Source organism: Streptomyces sp. NPDC059564 (assembly GCF_042735575.1).
GTDB lineage: Bacteria > Actinomycetota > Actinomycetes > Streptomycetales > Streptomycetaceae > Streptomyces.
On record NZ_JBHWBP010000049.1, the window covers coordinates 1 to 13024 of the forward strand.

Consider the following 13024-nt stretch of genomic DNA (forward strand, 5'->3'; position numbering starts at 1 on the left):
CGCTGGTGCTGTAGCCGCAGCGCCGGGGCCCACCCCACGGTGTGCCGCCTCAGGCGGCCGAGGGCGCTTCCGCCACGGGATAGGTGCGGTCCATCTCCCGCTCGGTGCGCCGCAGCACGATCGAGTCGGCGATCTCGCCGCTGCGCACCGCCATGTTCGACAGCAGGGACGACGACAGGCCGTGGGTGTGCTCGGTGCCGCCCTGGACGTAGACGCCGCAGGTCAGGTCCGACGCGGTGACGAGGCGGTAGTCGCGTTCCACCCGGTGGCGGCCCGTCGCGTCGCGCTCGAAGTGCTGGTCGAAGTCACCGAGCAGCCGGGCCGGGTCCAGGCCGTCGTAGCCGGTGGCGAACACCAGCGCGTCGACGGCCAGTTCCTCCGTCCGGTCGTCGAGCAGCGAGCGCAGCACCACCTGGGTGCCGCTCCCGGCGCGTTTGACCCCGGTGACCCGGGTGAGGTTGCGGAAGTGCAGCCGCCGGCTGCCGCGCACCTGCTCGTCGTAGGAACGCTGGTACAGGGCCCGGATCACGTCGCTGTCGACCACCGAGTAGTTGGTGTTGCGGTGGTAGCGCCAGAACGCGTCCCGGCCCCGCTCGGTGCCGAAGTAGTACTCGTCGACCGCACCGGGATCGAACACCTGGTTGACGAAGGGGGTGTCGTCGGCGACGGAGTAGCCGTAGGACGGGACGACCGCGGAGACCTCGGCGTGCGGCAGCGAGTCGTAGAAGAACCGGGTGATCTCGGCGGCGCTCTGGCCGGCGCCGACCACCATCACGCTCTTGAGGTCGTCCGGGGCCTGTGCGTTGAACCTGCTCAGGAACTCCGAGCTGTGCCACACCCGGTCGTCGCCCGTCACGCCCTCCGGCAGGCGCGGTACCAGGCCCGTGGAAATGGCCACGTTGCGCGCGGTGACCACGCTGGTGGCGCCGTCGCCCCCGCGCACCTCGATCTCGAGGAGGTCGGCCGTCCGGGACCCGGGCTCGGCCACGGCCCGGATCGCGGTGACCTCGGCGCCGTAGGTGACCCGGTCGCGCAGGCCGGCGGCCACCCATTCCAGGTACTGGTGGAATTCCTGACGGGTCGGGACGAAGTCCTGGTTGTTCACGAACTGCACCAGCCGGTTCGCGGCGTGCAGGTACGAGACGAAGCTGAACCGGGACATCGGGTTCCTGAAGGTCACCAGGTCCTTGAGGAACGAGATCTGCATGGTCGTCGACGGCAGCAGCATGTTCCGGTGCCAGCCGAACGTGGGCTGCCGCTCGAAGAAGTGGGACGTGACCGGCTGCTGCTGCGGCGCGCTCGCTCCATGCTCCTCCAAGGCGATCGCGAGCGACATGTTGGACGGGCCGAACCCGATACCGATCAGGTCGTAGATCTCTTGGTCACGCCTACCCGATATGCCCATAGAAAATTCTCCCGTTGGTGTCTGAAAAACTCGGCCGGTGGCCCGAGAGACCGTTATGCAGTGTTGCTCCGCAGAGTGCCGCAAAGCAACTCGAAGACGGTATGAAGGCCGTTCGAGAGCTTCTCGGGTTGCTCGATATGTGAAAGCTTTGTCCTGCCGACAGGACGCCGCTACGGTCGGCGCATATCTTCAGCAATTGCCGAAAGGGTGAATCCGGATGTTCGTGCCCAGCTTCTACCGCGAACCGGACAATTCGTGGATGGTGGATCTGATCCGTGGTAATCCATTGGCGCTCGCGGCGGCCAATGGCAGCCCCGAGGACGGTCCGTTCGCCACGCATCTGCCGGTCATCTTCGACCCCGAGACGTCCGGCGACTGGTCCGGCGAACTGCCCGGGGCCACGCTGCTCGGACACATGAACCGGGAGAATCCGCACTGGGAGGCGCTGCAGACGGGCAGTGTCCTGCTGCTGACGTTCACCGGTCCGCACTCCTACGTGTCGCCCACGGTGTACGGGGTGACCCCGGCCGCCCCGACCTGGAACTTCACCTCGGTGCACGTCCGGGGCGTGGTGGAGAAGATCGACTCGATGGAGGAGACGCTGGGCGTGGTGCAGTCCACCGTCCGCGCCTTCGAGGGGAAGTTCGGCGACGGCTGGGACATGACCGGGTCGCTCGACTACTTCCGCAAGATCGCGCCCGGCGTGGGCGCCTTCCGGTTCACGGTGACCGGGGCCGAGGGGATGTTCAAGCTCAGCCAGGAGCAGCCGGGCGAAGTGCGCGAGCGGGTACGGGAGTCGTTCGGGCAGAGCGGGTGCACGTACAAGCGGGAGACCGCCGGCCTGATGAGCAACCTGCCGTGACGCGCCGGGGGCCGCGGTGCCGGGAACTCAGGCGCTGACGGCCACCGGCCGGGCGGCGAGGTCCTCCAGGGCGCTCGCGGCCGCGCTGTCCAGGGTGGTCATCACCCACTGCTCGAAGTCGACGCCCAGCTGCTCCGCGGCCTTGTGCCACCACTGGACACGGCTGCCCGGGACCTCCAGCCGGCGGCTCGGCTCGATGGCGGCGGACGGCTGCCGTTCGCCCTGGCGCGTGGTGCGGATGGCGCCGCGCAGCTGCTTGGTCGTCCACTGCCGCTGCTCGGCACGGTCGAGCCAGAGGTCCTGCTCCTCGACCGGCAGGGAGGCCAGCTCCGCGTGGTGCTGGAAGCTCAGGGCGGGCCGGCGCCGGGTGAGGTCGTAGCGCCGTGAGACCCACGCGTAGTTGCGCAGGGTCTGGTACGAGAGGCCGACGGCGCGTATCCCGCGCTGGTACCGGTCGGTGTAGTGGTCCTTGCCGTAAACGAGCCAGTCGCCCAGCCACCAGGAGGACGAGTCGAGGACGTCGGCGAGCTGGCGCCCGGCCCGCTCCCACTCGTCGTAGGCCATCCCGGTCGGCATCTGCAGGCCCACCCTGGTCGTCAGCACCTGGCCCCGGCGCGACGCGGCCCCCGCGGTGCGGGGCTGCCGTGACGGTGGCTGCGGGAGAGCGGCTGCCGGGCCGCCACGCGACCCCGCGGTTTGACCGGCCTGACGTGCCATCATGCCTCCATTGAAGGGCGTACACAATTGGCGAGAAGTCTCGCCACGCGGTCTGGAGTGGCGGCGGAGAGGCGTTCGAACCGCTGCACGCAGACCCTTTCCGTGGCATGAGACCGATCATCCGGTGGCATCATCGGTGAGCTCCCGGCGGCCGGGTGCGTGAGCGTTCAGGTGACCGCCCAGGGGGAGCCGTCCCGTCGACGGGACGAAACACGACCGCCAGGGCACCGCCGTGCGGCGCGAGTTCGTCCTCGATCCCTTCGCGCCAGGGCCGCGCCGGACCGCACGGCGCGTCACCGACGCCGCCCGCGCCCAAAACAGGTGATCTACTCCGCCGCCGACGGACCGCACAAGTACGCAATCAGCCAAGTGCAGACGACTCTCAGGAGCGGGACATGTCGATACGGAAGAGAGCAAGGGCCGGCGTGGTCGGTCTGGCGGCGGTCGCGCTCACGGCCACCGCCTTCACGGGTCCCGCGCAGGCATCGCGCGACACGGCTCCCACGGCGGCCGCCCACCGGGCGACGCAGCAGGCGATCGACGCGGCCGTCGCGGCCGGCGTCCCCGGCGTCACCGCCGAAGCACGGGACGCGGGCGGGGTCTGGAAGTCGGCATCGGGCGTGGCCGACCTGAAGACGGGTGCCCCGCGCGGCAAGAACGACCGGTTCCGCGTCGGCGGCATCACCAACACCTTCGTCGCGACGGTCCTCCTCCAGATGGAGGCGGAGAAGAAGCTCAGCCTCGACGACACCGTGGAGCGCCACCTGCCCGGCCTGGTGACGGGCAACGGCAACGACGGCCGCGCGATCACCGTACGCCAGCTCCTCAACCACACCAGCGGCCTGTTCGACTACCTGGCCGACGAGCGGTACGCCGCGACGTACCTGACGGGCGACGGCTACCTCCGCCACCGCTACGACACCCTGACGCCCGAGACGCGCGTGAAGGTGGCCCTCTCCCACGAGCCGCCGTTCCAGCCCGGTGCCCGGCACTGGTACTCCAACACCAACGACGTCCTGGCCGCGCTGATCGTCGAGCAGGCCGGCGGCAGGACGTACGAGGACGAGGTGCGCAGGCGCATCATCGGCCCCCTCGGGCTCAAGGCGACGTCCAACCCCGGCACCAGCGCCCGCCTGCCGCAGCCGAGCGGCCGCGGCTACTCCAAGCTCTTCGGCGCGCAGCCGGACCGGATCGACGACGTCACCGAGATGAACGGGTCACAGGGCTGGGGCAACAGCGACATCATCTCCAGCGCGGCCGACCTGAACCGGTTCTACGAGGCCCTCATGCGCGGGAAACTGCTGCCGCCGCGGCAGCTGGAGGAGATGAAGACGACCGTCGACAACCCCGATTTCCAGGGCTCGTCCTACGGCCTGGGCATCGAACGGCTCACGATGGGCTGCGGCCCCACCATCTGGTACCACGACGGAGGCGCGGTGGGGTGGATCTCCGTCGCCACTTTCACCGAGGACGCCGGCCACCAGCTCACGTTCAACTACAACGCCAACTGGGGAGTGGAGACCCTCCTCCCCCTGCTGGACGCCGAGTACTGCCAGACGCCTCCTCGCACACGCTGAGGCGCGCCGCGAGAACGCCCCCTGGACGGCAGGGCCCGGATCGCGTGGGAACGACAAGTCTGTCAACGGGAGGGTGCATGACCGTGCGAGCAGCCGTGGCGGGAGCGAGTGGATACGCGGGGGGTGAGCTCCTGCGCCTGCTCCTGGCCCACCCCGAAGTGGAGATCGGTGCCCTGACCGGGCGTTCCAGCGCGGGACGGCGTCTGGGCACGCTGCAGCCGCACCTGACTCCGCTGGCCGGGCGGGAGGTACGGCCCACCACCGCCGAGGTCCTGCGGGGGCACGACGTCGTCTTCCTCGCCCTCCCGCACGGCCAGTCCGCCGCCGTCGCGGAGCAGCTGGGCGAGGACACGCTCGTCATCGACTGCGGCGCCGACTTCCGCCTCGCGGACGCGACCGACTGGGAGACGTTCTACGGCTCGCCGCACGCGGGCACCTGGCCCTACGGCCTGCCCGAACTGCCGGGCGCCCGCGCCGCGTTGGCGGGCTCCCGGCGCATCGCGGTGCCGGGCTGCTACCCGACCGGGGTCCTGCTCGCCCTCTTTCCCGCGTACGCGGCGGGGCTGGCCGAACCGGAGGCGGTGGTCGTCGCGGCGTCCGGTACGTCCGGCGCGGGCAAGGCGCCCCGGGCGGACCTGCTCGGCAGCGAGGTCATGGGCTCCATGCGGCCGTACGGCGTGGGCGGCGGCCACCGGCACACGCCCGAGATGGCGCAGCACCTCGGCGCCGTGGCGGGCCGCCGGGTCGCCGTCTCCTTCACCCCGACCCTGGCCCCCATGCCGCGCGGCATCCTCGCCACCTGCTCCGCCGCGGCCCGGCCCGGGACCCGTGCGCAGGACGTACGGGCCGCGTACGAGAAGGCCCTGGCCGACGAGCCGTTCGTACGGCTGCTGCCCGAGGGACAGTGGCCCGGTACCGGGGCCGTGTACGGATCGAACGCGGCGCAGGTCCAGGTGGCCCTCGACCCCGCGGTCGGCCGGATCATCGCGATCAGCGCCATCGACAACCTGACCAAGGGAACCGCGGGCGGAGCCGTCCAGAGCATGAACGCCGCCCTGGGCCTCCCCGAGGAACTGGGGCTTTCCACGATCGGAGTCGCACCGTGAGCGTCACCGCAGCACGAGGCTTCACGGCGGCGGGCATCGCCGCGGGAATCAAGCAGAACGGCGACCGGGACCTGGCCCTCGTCGTCAACAACGGGCCGGACCGCGGCGCGGCGGGCGTCTTCACCTCCAACCGTGTCCAGGCCGCCCCCGTCCAGTGGTCCCGGCGGGTACTCGCGGACGGCGAGATCCGCGCGGTCGTGCTCAACTCCGGCGGCGCCAACGCCTGTACCGGGCCGCAGGGCCGCGAGGACACGTACGCCACCGCCGAGAAGGCCGCCGAGGCCCTCGGCCTGGACCCGGCGGACGTGGCGGTCTGCTCCACCGGGCTCATCGGCGTGCCGCTGCCCATGGACCGGATCCTGGCCGGCGTCGAGAGCGCCGCCGCCCGGCTGTCCGAGTCCGGCGGCGAGGACGCGGCCATCGCCGTCATGACCACCGACAGCGTGCACAAGACGGCCGCCGTCACCCGGGGCGGGTGGACCGTCGGCGGCATGGCCAAGGGCGCCGGGATGCTCGCCCCCGGGCTCGCCACCATGCTCGTCGTGCTCACCACGGACGCCGCCCTGGACGGCGCGGCCTTGGACCGGGCGCTGCGGGACGCCACCCGTGTCACCTTCGACCGGGTCGACTCCGACGGCTGCATGTCCACCAACGACACGGTGCTGCTGCTCTCCTCCGGGGCCTCCGGCGTCACCCCGGACCACGCCGAGTTCGCCGAGGCCGTCCGCGACGTCTGCGACGACCTGGCCCGCCGGCTCATCGGGGACGCCGAGGGCGCCAGCAAGGAGATCCGCATCGAGGTCGTGGGCGCCGCAGGCGAGGACGACGCCGTCGAGGTGGGCCGCTCCGTCGCCCGCAGCAACCTCCTCAAGTGCGCCATCCACGGCGAGGACCCCAACTGGGGCCGCGTGCTGTCCGCCATCGGCACCACCTCCGCCGCCTTCGAACCCGACCGGCTGAACGTCGCCATCAACGACGTGTGGGTCTGCAGGAACGGATCGGTGGGCGAGGACCGCGCGCTGGTGGACATGACCGGCCGCGAAGTCGCCATCACCGTGGACCTCGCCGCGGGTACGGACCGCGCCGTCATCTGGGCCAACGACCTCACCGCCGCCTACGTCCACGAGAACAGCGAGTACGCCTCGTGAGCGCCCTGCCCAAGGCCCACGCCCTCATCGAGGCGCTGCCCTGGATGGCGCGCCACCGCGGCGAGACCGTCGTCATCAAGTTCGGCGGCAACGCCATGGTCGACGACGACCTGAAGGCGGCCTTCGCCCAGGACGTCCTCTTCCTGCGGCACGCGGGCCTGAACCCCGTCGTGGTGCACGGCGGCGGCCCGCAGATCAGCGCCCAGCTGGCGCGCCTGGGCCTGGAGTCCCGGTTCGAGGGCGGGCTGAGGGTCACCACCGACGAGACCATGGACGTCGTCCGCATGGTCCTCGCCGGGCAGGTGCAGCGGGAGCTCGTCGGACTGCTCAACGAGCACGGCCCGCACGCGGTGGGCATGACGGGCGAGGACGCCCGCCTGATGACCGCCACCAGGCACTACGCCGAGACCGACGGCAAGCCCGTGGACATCGGCCGCGTCGGCGAGGTCGCCCGCGTCGACCCCGGGGTCGTACGGGCCCTCATCGACGACGGGCGCATCCCCGTCATCTCCTCCATCGCCCGGGCCGAGGACGACAAGGACGCCTCCGCGGGCGGTGTGTTCAACGTCAACGCCGACACCGCGGCCGCCGCCCTCGCCGCCGCGCTCGGCGCCGAGGCGCTGCTGATCCTGACCGACGTCGAGGGCGTGTACGCGAACTGGCCGCACAGCGACGAGGTGATCTCCCGGCTCACCGCCGGGGAACTGACCGAGCTGCTGCCCGCACTGGCCTCCGGGATGATCCCCAAGATGGAGGGCTGCCTGCACGCCGTGAACAACGGGGTGCGCACCGCCCGGGTCATCGACGGCCGGATCAAGCACTCCATCCTGTTGCAGATCTTCACCGATGAAGGCGCCGGCACGGTGGTCGTGCCGGACGACGACGTGAGCTTCGAGGGAGCGACGGCATGAGCGACGGCGCGGACACCACCGGGGCGGGCAACGCGGCGCTGACCCGCCGCTGGCAGGACGCCATGATGGACAACTTCGGCACCCCCCGGCTGCCGCTGGTCCGCGGCCGGGGCGCCCGGGTCTGGGACGCGGAGGGCAACGAGTACCTCGACTTCGTCGGCGGCATCGCGGTCAACTCGCTCGGCCACGCGCACCCCGCCGTCGTACGGGCCGTCTCCGAGCAGGTCGCCTCGCTCGGGCACGTCTCCAACCTGTTCATCGCCGAACCGACCGTGCGCCTCGCCGAGCGCCTGCTGCGGATCGCCGGGCGCCCGGGCCGGGTCTACTTCTCCAACTCCGGCGCCGAGGCCAACGAGGCGGCCTTCAAGATCGGCAGGCTCACCGGCCGCACCCACATGGTGTCCGCCACCGGCGGCTTCCACGGCCGCACCATGGGGGCCCTGGCCCTCACCGGCCAGAGCGCCAAGCAGCGCCCCTTCCAGCCGCTGCCGGGCGACGTCACCCACGTGCCGTACGGGGACACCGAGGCCCTGCGCGCCGCCGTCACCCCGCGCACCGCCCTGCTGATGCTGGAGCCCGTGCAGGGGGAGAACGGCGTGGTCGTGCCCCCGCCCGGCTACCTGCGGGCCGCCCGCGAGATCACCGCGGCGACCGGCACCCTCCTGGTCCTGGACGAGATCCAGACCGGCATCGGGCGCACCGGCCACTGGTTCGCGGCCCAGGCCGACCAGGTCGGGGCGGACGTCGTCACGCTCGCCAAGGGCCTGGGCGGCGGACTGCCCATCGGGGCGACGCTCGCCTTCGGCGCGGCTGCCGAGCTGCTCACGCCCGGCACGCACGGCTCCACGTTCAGCGGGAACCCCGTGGTGTGCGCGGCCGCCCTCGCCGTACTGGACACCATCGAGCGCGGCGGCCTCCTCGACCACGTGACCCGGACGGGGGAACGGCTGCGGCGCGGCCTGGAGGCCCTGGGCCACCCGCTGGTGCGCGAAGTCCGCGGCGCCGGGCTGCTCCTGGGCGTCGCGCTGGACGGAGAGCTCGCGGCGCGCGTCCAGGGGGCGGCCCAGGACAAGGGGCTGCTGGTGAACGCGGTGACGCCGCAGGTCATCCGGCTCGCCCCGCCGCTGATCGTGTCGGACCGCGAGGTGGACACCTTCCTCGACCGCTTCCGGGCGGCCCTGTCCGAGGTCCTCGACGAGGTGCTGGTGGCGGCCTGACCTCACCGGCCAGGCCGCCGGAGGTTCAGGAGGAGCGCGTCGCGACCGCCGCTTCGAGCGCCGCGGTCGCGTCCCGTTCGATCTGCCGCAGCAGCGGCCGGGGATCGTCCTGGAAGTAGAAGTGACCGCCGTCGAACACCCGCAGGCCCAGGAAGTGCTCGGTGTGCCCGGCCCAGCCTGCCATCCGCCGCGGTGAGGAGGCGTGGTCCCCGGCACCCGCGTAGGCGGACAGCGCCACGGGCAGCGGACCGGCACCGGGGGCGGGGCGCCAGTTCTCCACCAGGGCCAGGTCGGCCCGGATGATCGGTTCGAACAGGGCCCACAGCTCGGGGTCGTCGAAGACCCCGTCGGGCGTGCCGCCGAGCTGCTTCAGACGGGTCCGCAGCTCGGCGTCGGGCAGCTCGTGGTACGGCGACGCCGGCCCCGCCGGCTGCGGCGCGGACCGTGCGGAGACCCCGATCCACACCGGCAGCGGCAGGCCCCGCTCGACGGCCCGCCGGGTGATCTCGTACGCCACGAGGGCGCCCATGCTGTGCCCGAAGAAGGCGTAGGGGCAGGTCAGATCGGGCTCGATGCCGCTCAGCAGGAAGTCGGCGAGGCGGCCGGCGTCCGCGATCTGCGGCTGTTCGAGGAGGAAGCCGTGGCCCGGGGCGTCGAGCAGCCGTACGTCCCACGTGTCCGGCAGCCCGGCGGGCCAGTGGCGGTACAGCGTGTGCGAGCCCCCGGCGTGGTGCAGGACGAACAGGCGCAAGGCGGGTCGGGTGCTGTGCATCTCTCTCCCTCGGATCGGGCCACGCGTCCTCGGACCATAGAACGGCGGCCGGCCGGCGGGACACGGCCGGCAGACGGGCTCCGCCGCCGGTGTGGCGGCCCTTGGCCGGTCCTCCACCGCCGGGGGCGAGCCCCAGGCTCCCGGCCGCCACCGGCCCCTCCAGGAGAGCTTGACCGTGTCTCAAAAGGGTCCTGTCTACAGTGGGCGCGTCGGCTGCCGGCCCACGCGATCGGCCGGCCCGTACGTCAACCACGGCCCGGCTCGGAAGGCCGGCGTCCCGCACCTGCCTGGCGCATTCCCATCCCGAGCGATCCCATGACAGTTAAGGACGGTGCGAGTTGAGCACGAACCCCTTCGACGACGAGGACGGCCGCTTCCACGTGGTGGTCAACGACGAGGAGCAGCACTCCCTGTGGCCGGCGTTCGCCGAGGTGCCCGCGGGCTGGCGGGTGGTCTTCGGCGAGGCGGCCAGGGCCGAGTGCCTCGAGTACGTCGAGCAGAACTGGACCGACCTGCGCCCCAAGAGCCTGCGAGAGGCCATGGCGGCGGGCTGAAACGGCCGTACGGCTCCGCCGGCCACATCTGATCGGTATTCGCCCGGGCAAACCCTCTGAGTGGGGAGATGAAGGTGGTGAGCGGCGCTGTGAGGACCGCGAGCGGCAAGGCGGGTCCGGGGGGCGACAGCGGTGAGCCCGCGAGACGCGAGGGGGTCCTGCCCTTCGCGGGGTCACAGGCCACGGTGCGCAAGTCCGGGATGATCCTCCCGCAGAACCTGCCGGAGCGCTCCTGGGAGCGGATCGGGACGGACCTGCGCGAGCTCGTGAACTCCTCCGCGTGGTGGCTGGCCGACTGGCTGATCTACGGGGAGTCCACCTACGGGTGGCGGCGCTACAAGGAGGCGATCGAGCGCACCGGGCTCGACTACCAGACCTTGCGCAACTACGCGTGGGTGGCCCGGCGGTTCGACCACCACCGCAGGCGCGACGGCCTCAGCTTCGCCCACCACGCGGAGGTGGCCCGCCTGGCGCCCCCGGAGCAGGACTACTGGCTGCGCAAGGCCGAACAGCAGAAGTGGTCGCGCAACGAACTCCGCAAGTGGGTCCGCGCCAGCCTGGCCGTGCAGAGCGACACGGCCGAGATCCCCCCGGGCGGCGACGAGACGCGGGAGGTGCCCCGGCTGGCCGGTCCGACGGCCGCCGAGAAGCGCCGGCAGAAGGTCACCACTCTGACCATCGAGCTGTCGGCCGGCCAGCTGGAACACCTCTCGAAGACGGCCGCCGCGCACGGTCTGCCCGTCGACAAGTGGGTGGCCCGGATGCTCGAAACCGCCGACCTCAAGACCGCCTAGACCGGACACCTCTCACATCGGAGTCAGTTGATGATCCTTCAGGGGAAGCGGGTCGCCCTGCCCCCGGCGCCCGTCGTCCACCGGCAGTTCGAGGCGCACGCGCGGTCCACCCCGGACGCCGTCGCCGTGGTCTGGGCCGGCCGGCAGGTGACGTACGCGGAGCTGGACGCGAAGGCGAATCGTTTCGCCCACTGGCTCGGCGCGCGCGGACACGGCCGGGGCGCGAAGGTCGGCGTCTGCCTCGACTACTCGATCGACATGATCGTCGCCATCCTCGGCACCCTGAAGGCCGGCGCGGCGTACGTACCGTTCGACCCGGCCTACCCGGCGGCCCGGCTCCAGCTGCTGCTGGGCCAGGTGCCCGATCTCGCCCTGATCGTGGCCTCGCCCGCGACGGCGGGGATGGCCGGGTCGGCGAGCGCCGACGTCATCGACCTCGAGCAGCTGTCCGATCACCTGGCGGGTCTCCCGGCGACCGCGCCCGACGTCCGCGTCACCGGGGACGACGTGTGCTACGCGGTCTTCACGTCCGGATCGACCGGCACGCCGAAGCTGACCGCCGTGCGGCACGAGGGCTGGTTCAACCTGATGAACTGGCTGAGGCTCGAATACGGCCTGGACAGCAGGTCGAACAACCTGGTCGTCAGTGCCTTCGGCTTCGACCTCTCCCAGCGCGCCCTGATGACGGCGCTGTTCTGCGGCGCCACCCAGTACCTGCTGGCGAGCCGGAACTTCGACGCCATGATGGCCTACCGCATCCTGAACGAGCACGAGATCCGCACGGTCCACTGCGCCTCCAGCACCCTGTACCTGCTGGTGGACTGGGAGACCGCGCGCGGCGGCGACGCCCTCACCCGGCTGGACTACGTGCTCTTCGGCGGCGAGGCCCTGAAGGCCGAGCGGCTCACGGACTGGGCGCGGCGCGAGGGCAACACCTGCACCCTCCTGCACCAGTACGGCGTCGCCGAGTGCACGGACGTCGCGACGTCCTACGACCTCGCCGCGTACCGGCCCGGCGAACACGACATCCCCCCGGTCGGCAAGCCCGCATACAACACCGACATCCACCTCCTCGACGAGGACCTGCGCGGTGTCGCGCCCGGGGAGCAGGGCGAGATCTGCATCTCGGGGGCCAGCGTCGGCGCGGGCTACCTCAACACCGGCCCCGAGAACCGCAAGTTCACGACGATCACGGTCGACGGAGCACCGCGCCGGGTCTACCGCACGGGCGACCGCGGCCACGTGAACGAGGCCGGGGAACTCATCGTCCTCGGCCGGATCGACGCGCAGGTGAAGGTGCGCGGCATGCGCATCGATCCCACCGACATCGAGCGCGCGCTCGCCCGGCTGGCCGGGGTCCGGGAAGCCGCCGTGGTGGTCACGTACACCGGATCCGGCGAGGCCGAGCTCGTCGCCTTCGTCGTCCCCGCGGGGGAGGACCTCGACGCGAACGACCTGCGCACCGGCCTCCTGGAGACGCTGCCGCGGAACATGGTTCCGGCCAGGTTCCTGAACATCCCTCGAATTCCGCTGAGCCCCCACGGGAAAGCGGACCGCGCGGCGCTGGTCGATGCGTGCGTGTGATGACGACCGAGAGGACTCTGATGATTTCCGAGAACGTGCACGCCATTTGGTGCCGGGAACTCCGGCAGGACGGCATATCGGTCGACGATGATTTCTTCGCCCTGGGCGGCGACTCCCTGATCATGGTCAGGATTCAGGGTGCCCTGATGGAGGAACTGGGCGCCGAAGTCCCCATGGACCAGTTGTTCCTGAACTCGACGGTGGCGTCGGTCTCGGCGTACATCGAGTCCCTGGGCGCGGTGGCCCCCTAGCGTCAGGCGTGGTTGATGCCGTGGGGTGGGGGGGCGGGGGGAGACCACACCGGGGGGGGGGGCGGTAACCCCCCCCCCCGGTGGGCCGGGGGGGTATTGAAAAAAAACAGCCCCCCCAACCCCCAC

General features: G+C 71.6%; 13 protein-coding genes. 10 read left to right on the top strand and 3 right to left on the bottom strand.

Going from position 1 to position 13024, the window contains the following annotated elements; translation table 11 throughout:
• Window positions 1–49: 49 nt before the first annotated feature.
• Window positions 50–1405, bottom strand: coding sequence for a lysine N(6)-hydroxylase/L-ornithine N(5)-oxygenase family protein (locus ACFV0Q_RS12095; RefSeq protein WP_385004164.1), 1356 nt, complete (start codon window positions 1403–1405; stop codon window positions 50–52).
• A gap of 217 nt (window positions 1406–1622) precedes the next feature.
• Here ACFV0Q_RS12095 and ACFV0Q_RS12100 point away from each other — a divergent pair, with 217 nt between their 5' ends.
• Window positions 1623–2267, top strand: a complete 645-nt coding sequence (locus ACFV0Q_RS12100) for an FMN-binding negative transcriptional regulator (RefSeq protein WP_385004166.1) — start codon at window positions 1623–1625, stop codon at window positions 2265–2267.
• Between the two features lie 27 nt (window positions 2268–2294).
• On the opposite strand, the gene ACFV0Q_RS12105 is transcribed toward ACFV0Q_RS12100, so the two are convergent.
• Window positions 2295–2987, bottom strand: coding sequence for an LmbU family transcriptional regulator (locus ACFV0Q_RS12105; protein ID WP_385004168.1), 693 nt, complete (start codon window positions 2985–2987; stop codon window positions 2295–2297).
• A gap of 392 nt (window positions 2988–3379) precedes the next feature.
• On the opposite strand from ACFV0Q_RS12105, the gene ACFV0Q_RS12110 reads away from it, so the two are divergent.
• The 5 genes from ACFV0Q_RS12110 (at window position 3380) to ACFV0Q_RS12130 (ending at window position 8943) form a co-directional block, all read left to right on the top strand.
• Window positions 3380–4561 carry a serine hydrolase domain-containing protein gene (locus ACFV0Q_RS12110; RefSeq protein WP_385004170.1) on the top strand — a complete coding sequence of 394 codons (1182 nt, stop codon included), beginning with the start codon at window positions 3380–3382 and terminating at the stop codon, window positions 4559–4561.
• Between the two features lie 77 nt (window positions 4562–4638).
• The gene (gene argC / locus ACFV0Q_RS12115; RefSeq protein WP_385004172.1) at window positions 4639–5667 is read left to right on the top strand and encodes an N-acetyl-gamma-glutamyl-phosphate reductase; all 1029 of its coding nucleotides are present in this window, start codon (window positions 4639–4641) and stop codon (window positions 5665–5667) included.
• Window positions 5664–6815: a bifunctional glutamate N-acetyltransferase/amino-acid acetyltransferase ArgJ gene (argJ, locus tag ACFV0Q_RS12120; protein WP_385004174.1), complete on the top strand. Its 1152-nt coding sequence runs from the start codon at window positions 5664–5666 to the stop codon at window positions 6813–6815. The genes argC and argJ overlap by 4 nt, the downstream gene beginning before the upstream one ends.
• A gap of 44 nt (window positions 6816–6859) precedes the next feature.
• Window positions 6860–7726: an acetylglutamate kinase gene (gene argB / locus ACFV0Q_RS12125; RefSeq protein WP_385004200.1), complete on the top strand. Its 867-nt coding sequence runs from the start codon at window positions 6860–6862 to the stop codon at window positions 7724–7726.
• A complete protein-coding gene (locus tag ACFV0Q_RS12130) occupies window positions 7723–8943 on the top strand; it encodes an acetylornithine transaminase (RefSeq protein ID WP_385004176.1) in 1221 nt (406 codons plus the stop codon). The genes argB and ACFV0Q_RS12130 overlap by 4 nt, the downstream gene beginning before the upstream one ends.
• Window positions 8944–8968: 25 nt before the next feature.
• On the opposite strand, the gene ACFV0Q_RS12135 is transcribed toward ACFV0Q_RS12130, so the two are convergent.
• On the bottom strand, window positions 8969–9715 hold the full coding sequence (locus ACFV0Q_RS12135) for a thioesterase II family protein (protein ID WP_385004178.1): 747 nt from the start codon (window positions 9713–9715) through the stop codon (window positions 8969–8971).
• Between the two features lie 338 nt (window positions 9716–10053).
• Here ACFV0Q_RS12135 and ACFV0Q_RS12140 point away from each other — a divergent pair, with 338 nt between their 5' ends.
• From ACFV0Q_RS12140 to ACFV0Q_RS12155, 4 genes are all read left to right on the top strand, one after another.
• Window positions 10054–10269, top strand: coding sequence for an MbtH family protein (locus ACFV0Q_RS12140; RefSeq protein ID WP_053672917.1), 216 nt, complete (start codon window positions 10054–10056; stop codon window positions 10267–10269).
• Window positions 10270–10358: 89 nt separating this feature from the next.
• Entirely contained in the window at window positions 10359–11063 is a 705-nt protein-coding gene (locus ACFV0Q_RS12145; RefSeq protein WP_385004180.1) for an LmbU family transcriptional regulator, read from the top strand.
• Between the two features lie 30 nt (window positions 11064–11093).
• A complete protein-coding gene (locus ACFV0Q_RS12150; protein ID WP_385004182.1) occupies window positions 11094–12647 on the top strand; it encodes an amino acid adenylation domain-containing protein in 1554 nt (517 codons plus the stop codon).
• A 20-nt stretch (window positions 12648–12667) separates the two neighbouring features.
• Window positions 12668–12898: an acyl carrier protein gene (locus tag ACFV0Q_RS12155; RefSeq protein WP_385004184.1), complete on the top strand. Its 231-nt coding sequence runs from the start codon at window positions 12668–12670 to the stop codon at window positions 12896–12898.
• The last annotated feature ends 126 nt before the right edge of the window (window positions 12899–13024 follow it).

Bases quoted from the DNA above. Each gene is read 5' to 3' on its own strand.
- ACFV0Q_RS12095 (WP_385004164.1), bottom strand. From the start codon at position 1,405: ATGGGCATATCGGGTAGGCGTGACCAAGAGATCTACGACCTGATCGGT.
- ACFV0Q_RS12100 (WP_385004166.1), top strand. From the start codon at position 1,623: ATGTTCGTGCCCAGCTTCTACCGCGAACCGGACAATTCGTGGATGGTG.
- ACFV0Q_RS12105 (WP_385004168.1), bottom strand. From the start codon at position 2,987: ATGATGGCACGTCAGGCCGGTCAAACCGCGGGGTCGCGTGGCGGCCCG.
- ACFV0Q_RS12110 (WP_385004170.1), top strand. From the start codon at position 3,380: ATGTCGATACGGAAGAGAGCAAGGGCCGGCGTGGTCGGTCTGGCGGCG.
- argC (WP_385004172.1), top strand. From the start codon at position 4,639: ATGACCGTGCGAGCAGCCGTGGCGGGAGCGAGTGGATACGCGGGGGGT.
- argB (WP_385004200.1), top strand. From the start codon at position 6,860: ATGGCGCGCCACCGCGGCGAGACCGTCGTCATCAAGTTCGGCGGCAAC.
- ACFV0Q_RS12130 (WP_385004176.1), top strand. From the start codon at position 7,723: ATGAGCGACGGCGCGGACACCACCGGGGCGGGCAACGCGGCGCTGACC.
- ACFV0Q_RS12135 (WP_385004178.1), bottom strand. From the start codon at position 9,715: ATGCACAGCACCCGACCCGCCTTGCGCCTGTTCGTCCTGCACCACGCC.
- ACFV0Q_RS12150 (WP_385004182.1), top strand. From the start codon at position 11,094: ATGATCCTTCAGGGGAAGCGGGTCGCCCTGCCCCCGGCGCCCGTCGTC.
- ACFV0Q_RS12155 (WP_385004184.1), top strand. From the start codon at position 12,668: ATGATTTCCGAGAACGTGCACGCCATTTGGTGCCGGGAACTCCGGCAG.